Origin of the sequence: Dryocola clanedunensis, assembly GCF_038405435.1 — a bacterium.
Classification (GTDB): Bacteria; Pseudomonadota; Gammaproteobacteria; order Enterobacterales; family Enterobacteriaceae; genus Dryocola; species Dryocola clanedunensis_A.
On sequence record NZ_JBBYHZ010000012.1, the window covers coordinates 1 to 19,618 of the forward strand.

The following is a 19,618-nucleotide window of genomic DNA, read 5'->3' on the forward strand; positions in this document are numbered from 1 at the left end:
TATAACTGTTACCCATGTGGCCGGTCTAAAGTGTTACCCATGTGCCCGGTTTGTACCCTGGCGCTTATCCACCCTACCCTTTTAGATCGGGATAGCACAGCGTCATCCGACACAATCAAGGATGAAAATTCATCCACTTCTGCGCGGCCATTCCCGGCTTCGAGATAAACTGGAAGCGGGCCGGGTCCTCAATAAACTGCTGATAAAGCGGCTCGTCGGTGATGCCGAACTCGCTGTAAATCCTCGGTGACGTCACCTGTAGCCGCCCCGGCATATAGTTCCGGTTATGCTGCCAGGCGATGTGCTCATCCTGTAGCAACGGGTACCAGGCCAGCCCTTTATAGGCCCTCACCGCTTCGTATTCAAAGCCGTACTCCCTGTCGCACCAGGCGCCAAACGTCAGCGGTTCATCCGGCGACGCTGAGATGGTGGCGTGCGCCCAGCCCGGCGGAACCAGCACCTTCTCCCCCGGACCTGCGCAGACGGCGAAGCAGCGGCCCGGATCGTCCGCCACGAACTCCTGCATGTAGATAATCGCTTTGCCCTGCCAGATCTCATACAGCTCCGGCGGCGACCAGCCGCTGTGCCCGCTGATGCGGTGGATATGCCCCTGGCTGCGAATCGGCTCGTCCCCCAGCCGCCCGCTGGCGTAGGTCACGACGCCGAACAGCAGCATCCGCTTCTTTAATTCCTCGCGATCCTTCAGGCGGGCCACGTCCATCACAATCGCGTACACATCCTCGGGGCCGTCACATGTCGGATCCCGTAAAGAAGCGCGGATCTGATCCAGCGTGCGGATCTCCGGCACCGGGCCGATCACCTCTTCGCCGTAGCTGAAGCCCATCGGCGAGTGGTGGATCGCCATATCCAGACCAAAACTGCGCGCTGACTCAGCCATTTTGCACATCCTTCGCCTGGATTTTTCCTTCATGCCCGGTCACGCGCAGCGCGAAGCCACCGGCCAGCGAACGATAATCGTGCCCGGCGACCGTCGGCCAGACGGCAAGTGCGGAGAGAATTTCAGTACCGGTATTGATGAGACGGTGTGCGGTATTTCCGGGAATGATGTGTACGGATCCGGGAGAGACCTGCTCCAGCCTCGCCTCGCCCTGCTCGTTTTGCAGCAGAAGCAGGCCGCTGCCGCGAATGCCGAAATAGACCTCACCCTGTTCGCGCCGCTGATGGAAATGTCCGCGAGTCATATAGAACTCATCGCCTACCAGGCCAGGATGCAGGTGCGTCATACCGACGTACAGCTCACCTTCGCCCTGCGGCGAGTCCAGCATTTCAACTTCATAAACCGGCGTATCGGCGGGAATCGCCTGCCAGGCGGTAAGATCGTGGAAGACGCCGCTTAGATCGCCGCAGCGGGTAACTTTTTTAATAACGTTACCGCCCGAAAACTGGCCAGTAAGAAACGCCACGTCCGGCGGCATGCTGATAGATGTACTCATTTATTTTCTCCGGCCCAAGGAGAACTGCGTAGCCAGTATAGCCGGTTAATCGATTAACCGAAGCCCTTAAGCCGGAGAAAGTCGAGCCACCTCGCATTATTTAAGGTGCCAGCGCCAGCACCTCTGCCACCCAAGCCTGGAATCCCGCAACGTCCAGCCCTAACGCAACCCGGGCGTTGGGCTCACGTGCATACCGCCCCTCAAGATCCACAACCGTGGTGCCCGCCGTGTACTCGCCGTGCGTTTCAACCGCCACAAAGCAGTTCTGCACGCGGAACAATTCTGGTTTTACCAGGAACGCAATCGCGCAGAGATCGTGCATGCGCAGGCCGGTCGCCATGCTGCCGCTACGGTAGTGGCTAAACAGCGCGTGGAGCATCCTGCCGGTTTTATTCAGGCCGGGAAGCTGCTGCAAATATTCAGGGCTAAGCAGCGCCGTATTGGTTACGTCCAGCCCGCACATCACGATATCCAGCCCGCTTTCAAATACCCGCGCGGCGGCTTCGGGATCGATGGCGATATTAAATTCCGCGTTCGGCGTGAAGTTACCGCGCCCGGCGGATCCGCCCATCATCACCAGGCGTGAGATCTTGTCTTTGCAGTCCGGGTACTGCGTCAGCAGCAGAGCGATATTGGTCAGCGGCCCGATAGTGACCAGCGTGACGGGCTCATCGCTGGCCTGCAGGCGCTGATAAATAGCTTCAAAAGCAGGCTCAGCCAGCGGCCTGCGCGCGTGCTCCACGAAGGCGTATCCTTCCATACCCGATTCACCGTGAACGTAAGCGGCATCCCGTAGTTTACGCACCAGCGGCGTTGCCGCCCCTTTTGCCACCGGGGTGTCGCTCTGCCAGAACTCCATTAGCGCCAATGCGTTACGCGTGGTTTTCTCTACCGAAACGTTACCCGCAACGGTAGTCATCAGCTTTAAATCGAGCTGCGGGGCAAACAGCGCCGCGGCAATGGCAACGGCGTCGTCAATACCGGGGTCGGTATCCAGGATGATGGGCATTCTTTCCATAAGTCGCTCTCTCTTTTAAGCTTATTAGGCACATACGCCGCTCTTAGCTTACTATGTAGCTCGTTTCTGTATTTAGTCCTGGCCGGGAAATTACGATGAAAGTCACGCAGGCAAGTATTTCTGAATCCGTTACGCAGCACCTTGCGCGCCGCATCATGCATGGCGATCTCGCGCCGGGGCTTTCGCTGCCGGGCGAAAACGAGCTGGCTCAGGAATATGACGTTTCCCGGACGTCGGTGCGCAACGCCCTGCAGGTGCTGGCGGCAAAGGGCCTGATCTCCATTCAGGCGAAAAAGCGCAGCACGGTTAACGGCCGGGAACAGTGGAGCCTGCTGGATATAGACGTGCTGGGCTGGCTCTCCGAGGGCGAAGTCGATCTGCAGGTAGTCGAACAGCTGATGGTCACCCGTCTGATCTTCGAGCCTAACGTCGCCACGCTTGCGGCGCTCAACGCCAACGGCCACGACCTTGCCGCAATGGAAGATGCGCTGCATCTGATGCGCCAGGGCCAGCTTGAAGCGGAGCGCGAGCTGTTTGAAAAAGGCGATTTGGCTTTCCACCAGGCTTTACTGCGCGCCACGCATAATCCTTTCCTGCTCGCCCTCGGCAACGCCCTGTCTGCCGCAATGGAGCTCTCCTTCCGGCAAACGATAGAAAAAGACGTGCGCCAGACGAAAACCGCCATCGATGAACACGTCCGTCTGTTCGACGCCATCCGCCTCAGGCAGGCAGATCAGGCCCGCCAGCAGATGCGCAGCATCGTGCTTAACGCCGCGAAGAAGCGCATCTGGCACGATCGCCCGGAAATGTTCGACCACATCATCTGATCCCCTTCTGACGTAATTTCGATCGTCCTCACAGATCCTGGGTGTTTTTTGCTCTAGCATTCTTGTATTACAAGATTGCTAGGTTTGTATTACTTGATATGAGCAGATACTGGATCGCTATCGACTGGGGCACCACCAACTTTCGCGCATTTTTAATGCAGGACGAGGTTCAGGTTGCCCACATAAATCAGGCCTGCGGGCTGCTGTCCGTAAGGCTGGGGGAGTTTGCCGCCACGCTGCAAAATCTTATTCAACCGTGGCTTGAGGAGCATCCTGCCGTGCCGATCGTGCTGGCGGGGATGGTTGGCTCGCAGCAAGGCTGGTTTGAAATTGCCTACGCCCCGCTTCCCGCCACGGCGCGCAGCCTTATTGAGGGAACGCGAAGAATCGCCACCTCATGGGGCAGCCCGGCGTGGATAGTGCCCGGTGTCAGCGGCACCAGCCAGTTTGGCCAGCCAGACGTGATGCGCGGCGAAGAAGTGCAGCTTTTAGGCCTGAGCGTTTTGCACCCGGCGGAGCAGCACTTTGCGCTGTTGCCGGGTACGCACAGCAAGCACGCGCAGATGATCAACGGTGAGATAACCGCCTTCTCCACCTTTATGAGCGGCGAGCTGTTCGCCCTGCTCAGCAAGCATTCAATCCTCGGACGCGCCCTGCCGCAGCAGCAGGAAGATGAAAATGCCTTTTTGCTCGGCGTCTCGACAGCCCTGCACGGCGCGCCCTTCAGCCATTTAATTTTCTCTGCCCGCACCCGCCGCCTTGCCGGCGAGATAGCGGACGCGCACGTCCACAGCTACCTTTCCGGCCTGGTTATCGGCTACGAGCTGCTGGCTTTACCCGGCGCGCAGCGTGCCTGGCTGGTTGGCAGCCCTTCGCTCACCGCCCGCTATCAGCTGGCGGCAGACCAAATCGGGTTAGATTTTGTCCCCGTTAACGGGGATGACTGCTTTATTCGCGGCCTCTGCCACCTCTATTCCCTTCTTCAGGAAAACGCATCATGAACCCGACATCGTTTCTTCAGCGCTGGCAGCAGGAGCCTCTGCCGCTGGTGGCTATTTTGCGCGGCATCACGCCAGACATGGCCGCAGAGGCGGCGGAAACGCTGCTCGAGTGCGGCTTCCGCTATCTTGAAGTGCCGCTCAATAGCCCGTCCCCCTACGAATCAATCAGCCTGATGCGCGAAGCCGCAGGCGATCGTGGCTACGTGGGAGCGGGAACCGTGCTGAGCGTTGAGCAGGTGGATCGGGTTGCCGAATGCGGCGGGCAGCTGATCATCTCCCCGAATTGTGATCCCGACGTGATCGCCCATTCAGTGAGGCGCGCAATGGTCAGCCTGCCGGGCGTGATGACGCCGAGCGAGGCCTTCAGCGCAATCAGCGCCGGGGCCAGCGGGCTGAAGCTCTTCCCGGCGGAGCAGATCACCCCGGCAATCACTAAAGCCTTCCGCGCGGTGATCCCGGCAGAAGTCGCTCTCCTGCCGGTAGGCGGCATCCAGCCCGATGCGGCCCAGATGCGCAGCTACATTCAGGCCGGTGCCAACGGCTTTGGCCTTGGCGGCGGGCTGTACCAGGCGGGCATGAGCATCGACACGCTGCGGGGCCGGGCGCTGGCATACCAGCAGGCCTGGCGCGAGTGCGCGGAGTAATATGATGGCTGACTGGAACAGTGCTGATATTCAGCCAGTAAACGACTACCGCGCGCAGCTAGGTGAAACGCCCGTCTGGTGCGCACGCAGCCAGTCATTGCTGTGGGTCGATATTTTGCAGCAGCGCCTGCTGCGCTTCTGGCCCGAACAAAATGGCCGCACTGAAATCCACGCCATGCCGCCTTTTACCAGCGCGGTGCTGCTGACTAATAAAGAAGAGGTTTTTCTTTCCGTCAGCCAGAGCGGTATCGCGCTGTATGACTACGCCCACCAGCGCTTTGAGCCGCTGTGTGATTATCCGACGGATGCGGCAGACACCCGGCCAAACGAGGCGGCCATCGCCCCCGACGGCGCGCTCTGGTTCAGCACGATGGATCCTGCCGCTAGCCAGGCCATCGGGAGCTGGTATCGCTTTGCCTGGGGTGATATAGCCCCGCGTCGCCTGCTGGCTGGCCAGCTCGTTCCAAATACGCTTCAGTGGCACGACGGCCACGTCTGGTTTGCGGACTCCCTACGGCACAGTTTTTACTGCGCGCCTGCGGCCGATACTGCGCTTTCCTGCCTTACGGCTCACCCTGTTGACGGCATCCCGGACGGCTCCGCGCTGACGACTTCAGGCCAGCTAATCAACGCCCGCTGGGGCCAGTCCCGGCTGGTGCGCTGCCGGCTTTCAGGCCCGCATATGCGCGAGCTGGACGCTTTGCCCTTACCGGTTCGCCAGCCCAGCAGCTGCACCTTCGGCGGGCCGGATCTCTCCACCCTTTTTATCACTTCCGCACGCGACGGGCTTGTACAGCCCGGCGCAACGGACGGCGCTCTGCTTTGCACGGCGACCAGGCTTACCGGCCAGCCTGCCGGTCAATTCGTTTACTAAAATTATAAAACTATCAAGGTGTTATTATGAACACGGCTACCCACCCTACAAAAACGAACCGGCAGACGTACCTCGTCTGCTTCCTCGCGGCCCTGGCCGGACTGCTGTTCGGTCTGGATATGGGCGTCATCGCGGGCGCGCTGCCTTTTCTCGCCCATGAATTCAATCTCAGCAGCCACCATCAGGAGATCGTGGTCAGCATCATGATGTTCGGGGCCGCTCTTGGCGCATTATGCAGCGGCCCAATGTCCTCCTCGCTTGGCCGCAGGAAGAGCCTGCTGCTGGGGGCGGCGCTGTTTGTCATCGGCTCCGTCGGCTGCGCCCTTGCCCATAATATGGAAATTCTTTCGGTTTCCCGCTTTATCCTCGGCCTGGCGGTGGGCGTGGCCTCGTTTACCGCGCCGCTTTATCTGTCTGAAATCGCCCCGGAGCGCATTCGCGGCAGCATGATCTCCCTGTACCAGCTGATGATCACCATCGGTATTCTGGCGGCGTTCCTCTCCGACACGGCGCTGAGCTCCGGCGGCCACTGGCGCTGGATGCTCGGGGTGATCACCTTCCCGGCCATCATTCTGTTCGTCGGCGTGCTGACGCTGCCGGAAAGCCCGCGCTGGCTGGCAATGAAAGATCGCCATGAGCTTGCCGGTAAAGTGCTCAGGCTTCTGCGTAATTCAGATAGAGAGGCCCAGCAGGAGCTGGATCAGATCCGCGAAAGCGTGATGATGAAGCAGCGCGGCTGGCAGCTGTTCCGCAAAAATACCCACTTCCGCCGCTCAACTTACCTGGGCGTGCTGCTGCAGTTCATGCAGCAGTTCACCGGCATGACGGTGATCATGTACTACGCGCCGAAGATCTTCGAAATCGCGGGCTTCTCTACCACTAAAGAGCAGATGTGGGGAACGGTGATTGCCGGGCTGACCAACGTGCTGGCGACCTTTATCGCCATTGGCCTGGTGGATAAATGGGGGCGCAAGCCGATCCTTAAGCTTGGTTTCTCCGTCATGGCGGTTTGCATGGGGATCCTTGGCTACATGTTCTACAGCGGCATCACCAACCCGACGGAGCAGTACTCCGCCGTTATCGTGCTGCTGATCTTTATCGTCGGCTTCGCAATGAGCGCAGGCCCGCTGATCTGGGTGCTCTGCTCGGAGATCCAGCCGCTGGCCGGGCGCGACTTTGGCGTCACCTGCTCCACCATGGCGAACTGGATCGCCAACATGATCATCGGCGCGACCTTCCTGACGCTCATCGACACCATCGGCAGCCCGAATACTTTCTGGCTGTACGGCGTGCTGAACGTGGTCTGCATCGTGCTGACCATCCTCTTCGTCCCCGAAACCAAGAACATTTCACTGGAGCACATTGAACGCAACCTGATGCGCGGCGAGCCCCTGCGCCACATCGGGCGGCAGCTAAGCACCAATAGCCCGATCGCCGCCACGGCGAAATAACTAATAAGCCCGGGCCGCCGAGGCTCGGGCAATTTACACCTCTGGAGAAAGACTATGAACGAGACGCTGGACAGCAAATCATCGGCCAAAGCCGCTGAGTCGCGGGTTTACAGTAAGATCACGCGACGCCTGATTCCCTTTTTAATCCTCTGCTACTTCTTCGCCTACCTGGATCGCGTTAACGTCGGCTTCGCCAAGCTGCACATGCAGGATGCGCTGAGCTTCAGCGACACGGTCTACGGGCTGGGGGCCGGGATTTTCTTTATCGGCTACTTTCTGTTTGAGATGCCGAGCAACCTGCTGATGCAGCGCTTCGGCCCCCGCTTCTGGATAGCCAGAATTATGGCAACCTGGGCGGTGCTCTCCGCAGGCATGATGTTTGTCACCACGCCAACGCAGTTCTACGTCGTGCGCTTCCTGCTGGGCGTGGCGGAAGCGGGCTTCTTCCCCGGCATCGTGTTTTATCTCACGCTGTGGTTCCCGTCATGGCGTTCGGCCCGCACGCTCGGGCTGTTTATCCTCGTCACCCCGCTTTCCACCATCATCGGCAGCCCGCTTTCGGGCCTGATCCTCAAGCTGTTTGAGGACGTCGGCGGCCTGCATAACTGGCAGTGGCTGTTCCTGGTGGAAGCCGTTCCGTCGTTCCTGCTGGCCTTCGTGGTGCTGCGCTACCTGGATAACGACGTGAAATCCGCCAGATGGCTGAGCGACGCAGAAAAGCAGATTGTCTTTGACGACCTGCGCAAAGATGCCGTCAACCGCGAACGGGCCAACCGGGGCAAGGTGGACAGCAGCCTGAAGGGCATGCTCGCTAACGGCTACGTCTGGCTGCTGGCGCTGGTGTTCTTCAGCTTTAACATCGGCTACTACGGCATCAACTTCTGGCTGCCGTCGATTATCAAAAGCTCCGGCGTGAACGACGATTTCTACATCGGCCTGCTCGCCGCCCTGCCCTACATCTTTGGCGCGGCCTTTATGGTGTGGAACAGTCGCCACTCCGACCTGAAGCAGGAGCGCCGCTGGCATATCGCCATTCCGGCCCTGATTGGCTGCGTTGGCCTTGCATTAAGCGCTTATTGCAGCGGCTCCACCTTCTGGATGATGGCGTGGATCTGCGTGGCAATGTCCGGCACCCTGGCGCTGATCCCTACTTATATCAGCCTGCCCGGCGCCCTGCTTTCCGGCACGGCCGCCGCCGCCGGGATCGCCTTCGTCAATTCCGTGGGTAACCTGGCGGGCTTCTTTGGCCCAACTGTGCTGGGCTGGCTGAAAGATACCACCGGGCGCACCGACCTCGGCCTGTACATTCTGGCAGGCTTCCTGCTGCTCTGCGCCCCGCTGATTCTGGCCCTGCCGGCCCGTCTCGCTAACCCGAAAAAAGTTATCGCTGTCCCTGAACAGAACACCGCGCAGCCTGACGCTGCACACCCTGACAATGCGGCTCTTCGCCGCTAAGAAAAGAGACTGAAATTATGAGTGGATGTGGAGGATGTGCCAGCTGTGGCACGCATTTCAACCCAATCCTTGAAGGTGACGACGGCGCGCTGAAACGTGCGCTGTACAAATCAATGGGCCACAGCGACGAGCAGCTTCGCCGCCCGGTGATTGCCGTGGTGAACAGCTACACCAACGCGACGGCGGGACACGCCAATCTTAACGAGCTGACGGCCAAAGTGCTGGAGGGTATTGAAGAGGCGGGCGGCGTCGGCATGGTCTTTGGCACCATTGCCCCGTGCGATGGCATCGCCGAAGGCCACTTAGGTATGCGCTATATTCTCGCCGCTCGCGAGGTGATTACCGCCTCCATTGAAGTGATGATGCGCGCCCACCGTTTCGACGGCATGGTGCTGCTTGGCTCCTGCGACAAAATCGTTCCGGCGATGCTGATGGCCGCCGCGCGGCTGGATATCCCGGCGATTATGGTCAACGGTGGGCCAATGTATCCCGCTGAATACAAAGGTAAACACTGGGACGGCAATATCGTCACCGAGGCCATCGGCTGGAAAAAACGCGGCGAAATCACCGAAGAAGAGTTCGCGCACATCGAGAACATTGCCGAGCCGGGGCCGGGCTCCTGCACCATGTACGGCACCGCGAACACCATGTGCTGCATCGGTGAAGTGCTGGGCATGAGCCTGCCGGGCAGCAGCACCCTGCCCGCCGTCTCGCAGGAGCGTCGCGAATGCGCCGTGGAAACGGGCCGTCAGGCCGTCAGGCTGGTGCTGGACGGGGTTAACGCTCGCCAGATTATCACGCCGGAATCTATCCGCAACGCGATGGTTTATCTGCTGGCGACCGGCGGCTCCACGAACGCGATCCTACATTTGCAGGCCATTTACTATGAGGCCGAGCTGGGCCATTTGCCGCTCTCCGCGTTTGATGAGCTCAGCCATCATGTGCCGCTGGTTGCCTCACTTTATCCGGCCTCCGAGCACGATATGATCGACTTCTGGGAGGCGGGCGGCGTGCGGGCCGTGGAGTATGAAATCAGCAGGCTGATGAATCTGGATGCGCTGACGGTCGCGGGCAAAACCAAGCGCGAGCTGCTCGCCCAAACGCAGCGAAGCTGCCGCCCGGAAGTCATCCATACGCTTGCTATCCCGGTACGTAACGAAGCGGGCGTAGCCGTACTTCACGGCAATTTATCTCCGCTCGGCTGCGTGGTGAAACCTGCCGCCGTGCCGGAGAATCTAATGGTGTTCCGTGGCCCGGCCGTTGTCTTTAACAGCGAGCAGGAGTCCGTGGACGCGATAATGTCCGGTCAGATCCAGCCGGGCAGCGTGCTGGTGCTGCGCTACGAGGGGCCAAAAGGCGGGCCGGGAATGCCGGAGATGTATAAGCCGATGAAATCACTCGAGGGGATGGGCCTGTCCGATACCTGCGCGCTGATCACCGACGGGCGTTTCTCCGGCTCTAACCGCGGCCTGTTCGTCGGGCATATCTCGCCGGAAGCGGTGGACGGCGGCGAGCTGGGCCTCGTGGAAGACGGCGATGAAATATCCATAGATATCCCAACGCGTTTGCTGACCCTGCACGTCAGCGAAGCCGAGCTGGCGGCCCGGCGCGAAAACTGGAAGCCGGTAAACAAAGAGGTTCCGCGCGGCTTCCTGCGGTTATATCGCCGCTGGGCGCTACCTGCTGCGCAAGGTGCAGTACTGGCGGACAGGGAGGAAGACTGATGCAAAAGCACTATGCGGCGCAGGATATCATCGGCGTTAACCCGATAACCGCCATGCCGTTTACCGCCAGCGGTGAAATCGATGAGGCGAGCCTGATTCGCCTGCTGGAACATCTGGCGGACAGCGGCGCGCAGGGCACCACCCTGTTTGGCATCGCCAGCGAATTCCCCAAGCTGGACGACCACGAGCGCGATCGGCTGGCGCAGATTTTTGTCACTACGCTTGCGGGCAGCCCGCTTTACCGTGCGATGTCCGTCACCGATCACAGTACGGAGCTGGCGGTAAAGCGCGCTCGCCGGTATGCCAGCCTTGGGGCGGATGCTCTGATGCTGCTACCGCCTTTCTTCCTGCAACCTGGCCCGCAGGCAATTCAGGAGCATATTTTTGCGGTGCTCGAAGCGGTGGATATTCCGGTAATGGTGCAGTATGCACCGGGAGAAACCGGCCTGGCTATTACTCCGGAGCAGCTGGCAGCGGTCGCCGCCCGCTATCCCCATGCCGTTTTCAAAATCGAATGTAACCCGCCGGTAGACTACACCCGCGAGTTTCTGGCTAAGGCACCGCAGGCCAGCGTGCTTAACGGCTATGCCGGGCTGTATATGCTGCAAATGCTCGAAGCGGGCGGCAAGGGCGTGATGCCGGGCTGCTCGTTTACCGAGGTCTACGTGCGGATTTATCGCCACTGGCTTCAGGGGGAGCAGCAGCAGGCCGAAGTGCTTCACACCGCGCTGCTGCCGTACATCCAGCGCTGGATGAGCCACTGCGAATACATCATCCAGGCAGAGAAAACGATTCTGATGCGGCGCGGGATCATTGCCAGCGACTACTGCCGCAGGCCGGGCTGGGCGCTTACCGCCGAAGACAGCCTGTTTATCGATAAATTTATCGCCGACTTCCAACTATAATTTTAAGGCTGCGGCCTGCCCGCAGCCACCGAGGTTTCCATGACAAATCAAAACACAGCCCGAGTGGTTATCGTCACCGGCACCAGCCAGGGAATCGGCCACGCTATCGCACAAACCTATCTTAACAACGGCGATATCGTGATCGGCTGCGCCTTTTCACCCCTCAATAAAGCGCCGCTGGCCCAGAAAATGCTGGCCGAAAACCCGGAGCGCTACTTTTACTATTCGGTGGACGTCACCAGTACAGAAGCCATTAAGCAGTTCGTCAATGAGGTCGAGATCCTGTTTGGCCGCATAGACGTTGTTGTCTCCAACGCCGGGAAGAACGTCTTTAAGGGGATCGACTGCGAGGAGAGCGACTGGGCGCACAACTTTGATTTGAACCTGCGCTCCCACTGGTATCTGGCTAAATGCGCCCGCCCGGCGCTGCAAAAAAGCAAAGGCGTGATCGTTATCATCACGTCCAACCATGCGTTTTCCACCATGCCGGGCTGCGCGCCTTACAATATCAGCAAACGCGCGCTGCTCTCGCTGGTGCAAAGCCTGACTATTGAATGGGGTCCCGAGATCCGCACCGTGGGGATCGCCCCCGGCTTCATTGACACCGACGGCAACCAGACGTGGTTTGACTCCCACGCCGACGGCAAAGCCGCACGCGAGAAAACCATTAAAAAACACCCCGTAGGCCGGATTGGCCGCCCGGAAGAAGTCGGCGATCTTTGTTTGTTTTTAACCAGCGACAGGGCCGGGTTCATAGCGGGAACGACGATTGTGATGGACGGCGGGCGCAGCGCGATAATGCAGGACGAGGACGACGCTTAGCAAAATGGGGAGCCGAAGCTCCCCATTTAAAACTGGCAAAAAAGGTGGATGACGCTATCGCTTATCCCCCTTACGCCTACACTTCTTTGGCATCGATACGCAGCTCGCGCGGCACTTCAAACACGATGTTTTCTTCGCGTCCTGTCAGCTCGCGGGTTTCGCTGCCGCCCAGTTCACGCAGGCGGGCTAACACGTTCTGCACCAGCACATCCGGGGCGGACGCACCGGCGGTAACGCCAACGCATTTCGCGCCGGTCACCCACTCTTCCTGAATGTCCGTCGCGTCGTCAATCAGATACGCCGCTTTCCCCATGCGCTGGGCAAGCTCCGCCAGGCGGTTGGAGTTAGAAGAGTTCTTCGAGCCGACCACCAGCACCACGTCCGCCTCGTCCGCCAGCGCGCGCACGGCTTCCTGACGGTTAGTGGTGGCGTAGCAGATATCGTCTTTGCGCGGCCCGATGATCTGCGGGAAACGGTTACGCAGCGCGTCAATCACTTCCGAAGTGTCATCGACCGACAGCGTGGTCTGGGTCATAAACGACAGCTTGCCTTCGTTTTTGACGTTCAGCCTGCTGACGTCCTCCGGCGACTCCACCAGGTACATGCCCCCTTTCGGGTTGCTGTACTGGCCCATGGTGCCCTCCACTTCCGGGTGGCCGGCGTGGCCAATCAGAATGGACTCTTCACCACGGCGGCTGGCGCGCGCCACTTCCATGTGCACTTTGGTGACCAGCGGGCAGGTCGCATCGAATACCGTTAAATCACGGCCTTTGGCTTCGTTGCGCACCGCCTGGGAAACGCCGTGCGCCGAGAAGATCAGGATCGCGCCGTCCGGCACTTCGCTGATTTGCTCGATGAAAATCGCCCCGCGCTCGCGCAGGCTGTCCACCACGTAGCGGTTATGCACCACTTCATGACGAACGTAAATTGGCGCGCCGTAGATAGCCAGCGCGTTTTCCACAATGCTGATAGCGCGGTCGACCCCGGCACAGAAGCCGCGTGGGTTAGCCAACAGGATCTGCATTCAACGCCTCCAGTACCGGGTTAACTTCCAGCACTTCGATATCAAAATGAATGGTTTGCCCGGCGAGAGGATGGTTAAAGTCCACGGTGATGGAATCCCCGTTGACTTCGCGCACCACGCCCGGCATCTCGCTGCCATCCATTGCGGTAAAGAGCATAATCGCACCCGGCTCCGGCTCCCCCGCGTCGACGAATTCACGACGGGAGAAATACTGGATCATGTCCGGGCTTGGAATACCAAACGCGGATTCCGGGGCCAGCGAAAACGCCTTTTTGTCGCCAGCCTTCAGGCCGACAAGCTGGTCTTCCATACCCGGCGACAGGGTTTCATCGCCAAGGGTGAAGAGCGCCGGTTTGCCGTTGTTACGGGTGGACTCGGCGGTGGAACCATCTTCGAGTTTCAGCGTGAAATGCACCAAAACGCGGCTGTTAGCTTGTACAGATTCAGACATGCAGTAGAGCCTATTATTGTGGCGGGGGCGCTAACGCCTGCCCGCCCTACAAATCGAACGGCACGCGGGCCGGATTATGCCGCTTTCTTCTTCCCGTCAGAGACGAAGAACCCTTCCAGCACAATCAGCGCCGCGCCGATACAGATTGCCGTATCGGCCAGGTTGAAGGTGGCAAAGTGCCAGTCGCCGACGTAGAAGTCGATCATGTCGACCACGAAGCCGTGCCAGAGCCTGTCGAACAGGTTGCCGAGCGCGCCGCCGATGATCAAAGCATAGGCGATATTGTTCAGCTTCTGGGTGGCTTTCGCGCGGTACATCAGCACCGCCAGCACCACGGAGATACCCACCGCAATGCCCGCGAAGAACCAGCGCTGCCAGCCGCCTTTATCCGCCAGGAAACTAAACGCCGCGCCGTAGTTACGGGCGTAGTGCAGGTTCAGCGACGGGAACAGCGAGACGGTGTCCCCCAGCATGAAATGCTGGAGGATCAGGTACTTGCTGCCCAGATCGATGATTAACACCACGACCACCAGCCACAGCCAGCGCAGGCCGGTAGAAAGAATCGGTTTACTCATCAGGCGAACTTACGCTTTTCGCCGTCACCGGCTACGTTGCTGACACAGCGGCCGCAAATTTCTGCGTGTTCCGCTACCTGACCGACGTCGGTGGTGTAATGCCAGCAGCGCGGGCACTTCTCACCGTCGGCTTTACGCAAGGCGACTTTCAGGCCTTTAAGGATTTCGCTCGGCTGAGCGTCTTCCATTGCCTGCGCATAATCGGCAACTTGCGCACCGGAGGTCAACAGGACAAATCGCAATTCATCGCCCAGGGCGTTGAGCTTCGCTGCCAGATCGCTGTCCGCGTACAGGGTGACTGCCGCTTCCAGAGACCCACCAACGCGCTTGTCGGCGCGAGCCTGCTCAATGACCTTGTTCACTTCGCCACGTACGGTCAGCAGAGTATCCCAGTAGTCGTTGTTCATCTCTTCGGCGTTATCCAGGCCAAACAGACCTTCGTACCACTCGCCGGTGAAGACGTACTGCTCGCGTTTACCCGGCAGGAAGCCCCAGATTTCGTCGGCTGTGAAGGACATGATCGGCGCCATCCAGCGAACCAGCGCTTCTGCAATGTGATACAGAGCGGTCTGGCAGCTGCGGCGCGCCACGCTGTCCGGCTTCGCGGTGTACTGACGGTCTTTGATGATGTCGAGATAGAACGAGCCCATTTCAACGGAGCAGAAGCGCATCAGACGCTGCACCACTTCGTGGAAATCGTAGTTTTCGTAGGAGGCCAGGATATCCGCCTGTGCTTCCTGCGCGCAGCCTACCGCCCAGCGGTCCAGCTTCACCATCTCTTCTGGTTTCACCATGTCGGTTTCCGGATTGAAGCCGTTCAGGTTAGCCAGCAGGAAGCGTGCGGTGTTACGGATGCGACGATATGCATCAGCAGCACGCTTGAGGATTTCGTCGGAAACCGCCATTTCGCCGGTGTAGTCGGTAGACGCCACCCACAGGCGCAGGATATCCGCGCCCAGCTTGTTCATCACGTCCTGCGGAGAAACGGTGTTGCCGATGGATTTGGACATCTTGCGGCCCTGACCATCTACGGTGAAGCCGTGGGTCAGTACCTGGCGGTAAGGCGCTTTGCCTTTCATCGCCGTGGAGATCATCAGGGAAGACATGAACCAGCCGCGGTGCTGATCCGACCCTTCCAGATACATATCCGCCGCGTGGCCGTTGAACTCAGGGCGCACGTCCACAACGGATGAGTTCGTTGAGCCGGAGTCGAACCACACGTCCAGGGTGTCCGGCACTTTGCTGTAGTTGTCTGCGTCGTCACCCATGATGTCGCGCGGATCTAAATCCCACCACGCCTGGATGCCGTCTTGTTCTACGCGCTTCGCAACTTCTTCCATCAGTTCCAGCGTGCGCGGGTGGAGCTCTTCCGTCTCTTTATGCACGAACAGGGACATCGGCACGCCCCAGGTGCGCTGACGGGAGATGCACCAGTCAGGACGGTTAGCAACCATGGATTCAATGCGCGCCTGGCCCCAGTCCGGGATCCACTGCACGCCTTTAATCTCTTTCAGGGACTGCTCGCGCAGGCCTTTCTGATCCATGCTGATAAACCACTGCGGCGTGGCGCGGAAGATGATCGGGGTTTTATGACGCCAGCAGTGCGGGTAGCTGTGCAGCAGTTTTTCAACGTGCAGCAGAGCGCCTTTATCGCGCAGGATGTTGACGATCAGATCGTTGGCTTTAAAGACCTGCACGCCGTCCAGACCTTCATAGGTACCAGGCAGGTAGCAGCCGTCCGGGCCAACCGGGTTAGCGATTTCCAGACCGTATTTCTGGCTGATCACGTAGTCGTCAGGACCGTGGCCACCGGCGGTATGCACCGCACCGGTACCTGCATCCAGGGTAACGTGGTCGCCCAGAATCACCGGCACATCGAAAGCCAGGAACGGATGCTTAAAGCGCATCAGCTCAAGCTCTGCGCCTTTCGCTTCGCCCAGCACTGTCCAGTCGCTGATTGCCGCGCTTTTCATTACGCTTTCAAGCAGATCTTTAGCCACGATCAGCGCCTGGCCATCAACCTGCACCAGCACGTATTCGAATTCAGCGTTCAGGGACACCGCACGGTTAGACGGCAGCGTCCACGGGGTGGTTGTCCAGATAACCAGAGAAACCGGGCCGGTCACCGCAGCCGCACCAAACTTCGCTTTTACCGCGTCGCCATCGACGGCCTGGAAACTAACAAAGATGGAAGGAGACGTTTTGTCGTAGTACTCGACTTCCGCTTCAGCCAGCGCTGAACGGCAGTCGACGCACCAGTGCACCGGCTTAGCCCCTTTATGCAGATGGCCGTTACCGATGATTTTGCCGAGCGCACGGATGATGTTCGCTTCGGTGTTGAAATCCATGGTCAGGTACGGACGTGACCAGTCTCCCAGCACGCCTAAGCGGATGAAGTCTTCGCGCTGGCCGTCAACCTGCTCTGCCGCGTACTTACGGCACGCCGCACGGAATTCCGCCGCGGACACTTTTTCGCCCGGCTTGCCGATCAGCTGTTCTACTTTCAGCTCGATTGGCAGACCGTGGCAGTCCCAGCCCGGCACATACGGCGAGTCAAAACCGGAAAGCCCTTTGGACTTAACGATAATGTCTTTCAGAATCTTGTTTACGGAGTGACCAATATGAATGCTGCCGTTCGCGTAAGGAGGGCCATCGTGCAAAATAAAGGACTTCTTGCCTTTTTTTGCAGTACGGATGATGCCGTACAGGTCATCATCGTTCCAGCGCGCCAGCATGCCCGGTTCGCGTTTAGCGAGATCGCCACGCATCGGGAACCCTGTTTCCGGCAAGTTCAGGGTAGATTTAAAGTCACTCATTAGATTCTCGGTTCCGTAGTTAGCTTGCTCAGGTATTAGAGCCAAAAAATTCGCGGGCGGTTACTACATCGTTAGCGATCTGCGCTTTCAGTTCATCGAGCGAAGCGAAGCGCTGTTCATTGCGTATTTTTTTACGCAGCACCACATCTATATGGTGTCCATACAGGTCCATTGCAACATCCAGCAAATGGACTTCTAACTGCTGGCGCATCCCCGCCACCGTAGGGCGGGTGCCGATATTGGCAACGCCAGGAAGCAGCCTGTCGCCGAGGCCCGCCACTTCTACCGCATATACCCCTTTTACCGGGGAGACCTGACGACGCAGCGGTATATTCGCCGTCGGAAAACCTATGGTGCGGCCCAGCTCGTCGCCGTGGACAACGCGTCCGGAGATGATAAACGGATGCCCGAGCAGACTTTTTGCAAGCTCGAGGTTGTCATCCGCCAGCGCCTGGCGAACCGCCGTGCTGCTAATGCGCACGCCACCTTCGCAGAAAGTCTGCGTGCTGATGACGTTAAAGCCGTATTCCAGGCCAGCCTTCTGTAATAACAAGAAATCCCCTTGGCGACCAGCACCAAAGCGGAAATCATCCCCGACGGCGAGAAACTTCACCCCGAGGCGGTTAACCAGCAGATCGCTGACAAAGTTTTGCGCCGTGAGTGCGGCAAAGCGGCGGTCGAACCGCACGCAAAGCACGTAGTCCACGCCGCACTCCGCCAGGTAGCGCAATTTTTCACGCAGACGGGTTAAGCGTGCGGGCGCCTGGCCTGCGGCAAAAAGCTCCAGCGGCTGAGGCTCGAAAATCATCACCATGACCGGAAGGTTGCGCGCACGCCCCTCCTCACACAGCCCTTGTAGCAGAGACTTGTGGCCTCGATGCACGCCATCAAAATTACCAATGGTGAGGACACACCCGTGGTGATTCTGGCGTAAATTATGTATGCCGCGTATCAGCTTCATGGCTGGCTCAAAACAGTGGAAATCGGCGGATTATATCAACTACCGCGATGAACGTTAACCAGCGATTGTCCGTTTGACATAAAGCTTTAAGGTTTTCATTACGCTGGGGGACGCTTTTGCGTCGCTTAGCCGTTATTGATGGATTTTTGTTAGCTAAAGGCTGTATTCGCAGGCCCGATGCTGGTAGAATCCGCGCCATCACAACGTAAGAGGTGTCGTAAAGTTAACGGCGCTTATTTGCACAAATCCATTGACAAAAGAAGGCTAACCGGGCATATTCCTCGGCCTTTGAATTGTCCACATAGATCATATTTGGGAGTTGGACCTTGGCTAATATCAAATCAGCTAAGAAACGTGCTGTACAGTCTGAAAAGGCTCGTAAGCACAACGCAAGCCGTCGCTCTATGATGCGTACTTTCATCAAGAAAGTATACGCAGCGATTGAAACTGGCGACAAAGCTGCTGCACAGAAAGCATTTAACGAAATGCAACCACTCGTGGATCGTCAGGCTAGCAAAGGTCTGATCCACAAAAACAAAGCTGCGCGTCATAAGGCTAACCTTACTGCGCAAATCAACAAACTGGCTTAATCGCCTTTCTGTTGTCAGCTTAAAAAAAACCGGCTCACGCCGGTTTTTTTATGCCTGAAATCCGGCGCTATTTAAACAGCGCCGAGTAATCTCTTTTGCAGACTCGCTGCACCGCCGGGTGCTGGATCATGCGCTCTGCGAAAATCGCGTGGTACTCCTCCATCACGTTCTCAATGCGCCCAATCTCAACGATATTGTCGTCTTTATAGATATCCTGCCCGTACAGCGTCGGGGCAACGAATATCGCATTGTGCGCCGCGCCAAACGCCTTCATCAGCGCCGCATCGTCAAACTCGCCCAGTATCTCGACCTTCAGCCCCTGGGTGTTAATCCAGTTGAGGATTTTGCGCCCCAGCATCGAGCGACGGCCGGGGATTAACAGGCGTCTTGTTTCAAGGCAGGCCGGGAACGGCAGCTCCGGCAAGGGCTCCTGAGTCCAGAAGCTGATGCCGCACTCGCCAATTTTGACGGAGAACAGCCCTTCCTGCTGCGTGGAGTCAATCGGGCAGTCCGAGATAATCATATCCAGCTTATGCTGGCTGAGCTGTTCGAGCAGCATTTCGTGCGTGGATTCAAAACAGCGCAGATGAATCTGTTCGTCTTCAACGACGGCGGCATCCAGCACGCCGCTAACTAATCGTTTAGACAATGCATCGGCAATACCGACGTCGAAGAGCAGGCTGGATTCTTTGCGGTAGTTGACGATATCCAGCATCTCCTGGCTTAGCGTAAACATACGGTCCGCGTAGCGAAAGACCAGCTGGCCCAGCTCCGAGGGCTCAAGGCCCCGGCCTTTGCGTTTGAACAGCTTGCCGTCCAGACGCTCTTCCAGCGCTTTGATTTGCCCTGTGATAGTCTGCGGCGTCAGGTACAGCGCTTCCGCTGCCCCCACCACCGAGCCCTCTTTGCAGACGTGCCAGAAGTAGTAGAGATGGTTGTAATTGATGTGCGACACGGCGCTTTCACTCCCTGAGAGATTGTCCTTTCGCTGGCAGCAGGGGCCGCCAGCGGTGAAATTGAATCTGG

Annotated in this window: 19 protein-coding genes; 10 read left to right on the forward strand and 9 right to left on the reverse strand. The window is 58.6% G+C overall.

Translation table 11 applies throughout. The features are described 5' to 3' along the window. Window positions 1-115: 115 nt before the first annotated feature. From AAE045_RS19535 to rihC, 3 genes are all read right to left on the reverse strand, one after another. Window positions 116-898, reverse strand: coding sequence for a glucose-6-phosphate isomerase family protein (locus tag AAE045_RS19535; RefSeq protein WP_455549129.1), 783 nt, complete (start codon window positions 896-898; stop codon window positions 116-118). Then, window positions 891-1,454: a glucose-6-phosphate isomerase family protein gene (locus AAE045_RS19540; RefSeq protein WP_455549130.1), complete on the reverse strand. Its 564-nt coding sequence runs from the start codon at window positions 1,452-1,454 to the stop codon at window positions 891-893. The genes AAE045_RS19535 and AAE045_RS19540 overlap by 8 nt, the downstream gene beginning before the upstream one ends. Before the next feature lie 100 nt (window positions 1,455-1,554). After that, complete coding sequence (gene rihC, locus AAE045_RS19545) at window positions 1,555-2,472, reverse strand: ribonucleoside hydrolase RihC (protein ID WP_455549131.1); 918 nt, start codon at window positions 2,470-2,472, stop codon at window positions 1,555-1,557. A gap of 95 nt (window positions 2,473-2,567) precedes the next feature. Here rihC and AAE045_RS19550 point away from each other — a divergent pair, with 95 nt between their 5' ends. From AAE045_RS19550 to AAE045_RS19590, 9 genes are all read left to right on the forward strand, one after another. Next, window positions 2,568-3,299 carry a FadR/GntR family transcriptional regulator gene (locus AAE045_RS19550; RefSeq protein WP_455549132.1) on the forward strand — a complete coding sequence of 244 codons (732 nt, stop codon included), beginning with the start codon at window positions 2,568-2,570 and terminating at the stop codon, window positions 3,297-3,299. Window positions 3,300-3,397: 98 nt separating this feature from the next. Next, entirely contained in the window at window positions 3,398-4,300 is a 903-nt protein-coding gene (locus AAE045_RS19555; protein WP_455549133.1) for a 2-dehydro-3-deoxygalactonokinase, read from the forward strand. Beyond that, window positions 4,297-4,944, forward strand: coding sequence for a 2-dehydro-3-deoxy-6-phosphogalactonate aldolase (locus tag AAE045_RS19560; protein ID WP_455549134.1), 648 nt, complete (start codon window positions 4,297-4,299; stop codon window positions 4,942-4,944). The genes AAE045_RS19555 and AAE045_RS19560 overlap by 4 nt, the downstream gene beginning before the upstream one ends. A 4-nt stretch (window positions 4,945-4,948) precedes the next feature. Beyond that, complete coding sequence (locus tag AAE045_RS19565) at window positions 4,949-5,818, forward strand: SMP-30/gluconolactonase/LRE family protein (RefSeq protein ID WP_455549135.1); 870 nt, start codon at window positions 4,949-4,951, stop codon at window positions 5,816-5,818. Window positions 5,819-5,844: 26 nt separating this feature from the next. Continuing rightward, window positions 5,845-7,269, forward strand: a complete 1,425-nt coding sequence (locus AAE045_RS19570; protein ID WP_455549136.1) for a sugar porter family MFS transporter — start codon at window positions 5,845-5,847, stop codon at window positions 7,267-7,269. A gap of 54 nt (window positions 7,270-7,323) precedes the next feature. After that, window positions 7,324-8,724, forward strand: coding sequence for an MFS transporter (locus AAE045_RS19575; RefSeq protein ID WP_455549137.1), 1,401 nt, complete (start codon window positions 7,324-7,326; stop codon window positions 8,722-8,724). Between the two features lie 17 nt (window positions 8,725-8,741). Next, window positions 8,742-10,448 (forward strand): dihydroxy-acid dehydratase, encoded by a 1,707-nt coding sequence (gene ilvD, locus AAE045_RS19580; protein ID WP_455549138.1) that lies wholly within the window; start codon window positions 8,742-8,744, stop codon window positions 10,446-10,448. Continuing rightward, entirely contained in the window at window positions 10,448-11,353 is a 906-nt protein-coding gene (locus AAE045_RS19585; protein ID WP_455549139.1) for a dihydrodipicolinate synthase family protein, read from the forward strand. Before ilvD ends, AAE045_RS19585 begins: the two co-directional genes overlap by 1 nt. Window positions 11,354-11,392: 39 nt before the next feature. After that, complete coding sequence (locus AAE045_RS19590; RefSeq protein WP_455549140.1) at window positions 11,393-12,175, forward strand: SDR family NAD(P)-dependent oxidoreductase; 783 nt, start codon at window positions 11,393-11,395, stop codon at window positions 12,173-12,175. A gap of 76 nt (window positions 12,176-12,251) precedes the next feature. Here AAE045_RS19590 and ispH read toward each other — a convergent pair whose 3' ends face one another. The 5 genes from ispH to ribF form a co-directional block, all read right to left on the reverse strand. Further along, window positions 12,252-13,199, reverse strand: coding sequence for a 4-hydroxy-3-methylbut-2-enyl diphosphate reductase (ispH, locus tag AAE045_RS19595; protein ID WP_455426864.1), 948 nt, complete (start codon window positions 13,197-13,199; stop codon window positions 12,252-12,254). Further along, the gene (gene fkpB, locus AAE045_RS19600) at window positions 13,180-13,650 is read right to left on the reverse strand and encodes an FKBP-type peptidyl-prolyl cis-trans isomerase (RefSeq protein WP_455549141.1); all 471 of its coding nucleotides are present in this window, start codon (window positions 13,648-13,650) and stop codon (window positions 13,180-13,182) included. The genes ispH and fkpB overlap by 20 nt, the downstream gene beginning before the upstream one ends. Window positions 13,651-13,724: 74 nt before the next feature. After that, window positions 13,725-14,225, reverse strand: coding sequence for a signal peptidase II (gene lspA, locus AAE045_RS19605; protein WP_455426863.1), 501 nt, complete (start codon window positions 14,223-14,225; stop codon window positions 13,725-13,727). Beyond that, window positions 14,225-17,041 (reverse strand): isoleucine--tRNA ligase, encoded by a 2,817-nt coding sequence (ileS, locus tag AAE045_RS19610; RefSeq protein WP_455549142.1) that lies wholly within the window; start codon window positions 17,039-17,041, stop codon window positions 14,225-14,227. Before ileS ends, lspA begins: the two co-directional genes overlap by 1 nt. Before the next feature lie 28 nt (window positions 17,042-17,069). After that, the gene (ribF, locus tag AAE045_RS19615) at window positions 17,070-18,002 is read right to left on the reverse strand and encodes a bifunctional riboflavin kinase/FAD synthetase (protein ID WP_455549143.1); all 933 of its coding nucleotides are present in this window, start codon (window positions 18,000-18,002) and stop codon (window positions 17,070-17,072) included. 326 nt (window positions 18,003-18,328) lie between these two features. On the opposite strand from ribF, the gene rpsT reads away from it, so the two are divergent. Beyond that, window positions 18,329-18,592, forward strand: coding sequence for a 30S ribosomal protein S20 (rpsT, locus tag AAE045_RS19620; RefSeq protein ID WP_202301296.1), 264 nt, complete (start codon window positions 18,329-18,331; stop codon window positions 18,590-18,592). Between the two features lie 67 nt (window positions 18,593-18,659). Here the strand turns inward: rpsT and nhaR are convergent, their stop codons facing one another. Next, window positions 18,660-19,547: a transcriptional activator NhaR gene (gene nhaR, locus AAE045_RS19625; RefSeq protein WP_455549144.1), complete on the reverse strand. Its 888-nt coding sequence runs from the start codon at window positions 19,545-19,547 to the stop codon at window positions 18,660-18,662. Window positions 19,548-19,618: the final 71 nt, after the last annotated feature.

What these genes read in the sequence shown, in the direction of transcription:
- ribF (WP_455549143.1), bottom strand. Translation starts at nt 18,002, where the DNA reads ATGAAGCTGATACGCGGCATACATAATTTACGCCAGAATCACCACGGG.
- AAE045_RS19585 (WP_455549139.1), top strand. Translation starts at nt 10,448, where the DNA reads ATGCAAAAGCACTATGCGGCGCAGGATATCATCGGCGTTAACCCGATA.
- AAE045_RS19550 (WP_455549132.1), top strand. Translation starts at nt 2,568, where the DNA reads ATGAAAGTCACGCAGGCAAGTATTTCTGAATCCGTTACGCAGCACCTT.
- lspA (WP_455426863.1), bottom strand. Translation starts at nt 14,225, where the DNA reads ATGAGTAAACCGATTCTTTCTACCGGCCTGCGCTGGCTGTGGCTGGTG.
- AAE045_RS19575 (WP_455549137.1), top strand. Translation starts at nt 7,324, where the DNA reads ATGAACGAGACGCTGGACAGCAAATCATCGGCCAAAGCCGCTGAGTCG.
- fkpB (WP_455549141.1), bottom strand. Translation starts at nt 13,650, where the DNA reads ATGTCTGAATCTGTACAAGCTAACAGCCGCGTTTTGGTGCATTTCACG.
- AAE045_RS19540 (WP_455549130.1), bottom strand. Translation starts at nt 1,454, where the DNA reads ATGAGTACATCTATCAGCATGCCGCCGGACGTGGCGTTTCTTACTGGC.
- AAE045_RS19590 (WP_455549140.1), top strand. Translation starts at nt 11,393, where the DNA reads ATGACAAATCAAAACACAGCCCGAGTGGTTATCGTCACCGGCACCAGC.
- AAE045_RS19570 (WP_455549136.1), top strand. Translation starts at nt 5,845, where the DNA reads ATGAACACGGCTACCCACCCTACAAAAACGAACCGGCAGACGTACCTC.
- AAE045_RS19535 (WP_455549129.1), bottom strand. Translation starts at nt 898, where the DNA reads ATGGCTGAGTCAGCGCGCAGTTTTGGTCTGGATATGGCGATCCACCAC.
- ispH (WP_455426864.1), bottom strand. Translation starts at nt 13,199, where the DNA reads ATGCAGATCCTGTTGGCTAACCCACGCGGCTTCTGTGCCGGGGTCGAC.
- AAE045_RS19565 (WP_455549135.1), top strand. Translation starts at nt 4,949, where the DNA reads ATGGCTGACTGGAACAGTGCTGATATTCAGCCAGTAAACGACTACCGC.
- rihC (WP_455549131.1), bottom strand. Translation starts at nt 2,472, where the DNA reads ATGGAAAGAATGCCCATCATCCTGGATACCGACCCCGGTATTGACGAC.
- ilvD (WP_455549138.1), top strand. Translation starts at nt 8,742, where the DNA reads ATGAGTGGATGTGGAGGATGTGCCAGCTGTGGCACGCATTTCAACCCA.
- ileS (WP_455549142.1), bottom strand. Translation starts at nt 17,041, where the DNA reads ATGAGTGACTTTAAATCTACCCTGAACTTGCCGGAAACAGGGTTCCCG.
- AAE045_RS19560 (WP_455549134.1), top strand. Translation starts at nt 4,297, where the DNA reads ATGAACCCGACATCGTTTCTTCAGCGCTGGCAGCAGGAGCCTCTGCCG.
- AAE045_RS19555 (WP_455549133.1), top strand. Translation starts at nt 3,398, where the DNA reads ATGAGCAGATACTGGATCGCTATCGACTGGGGCACCACCAACTTTCGC.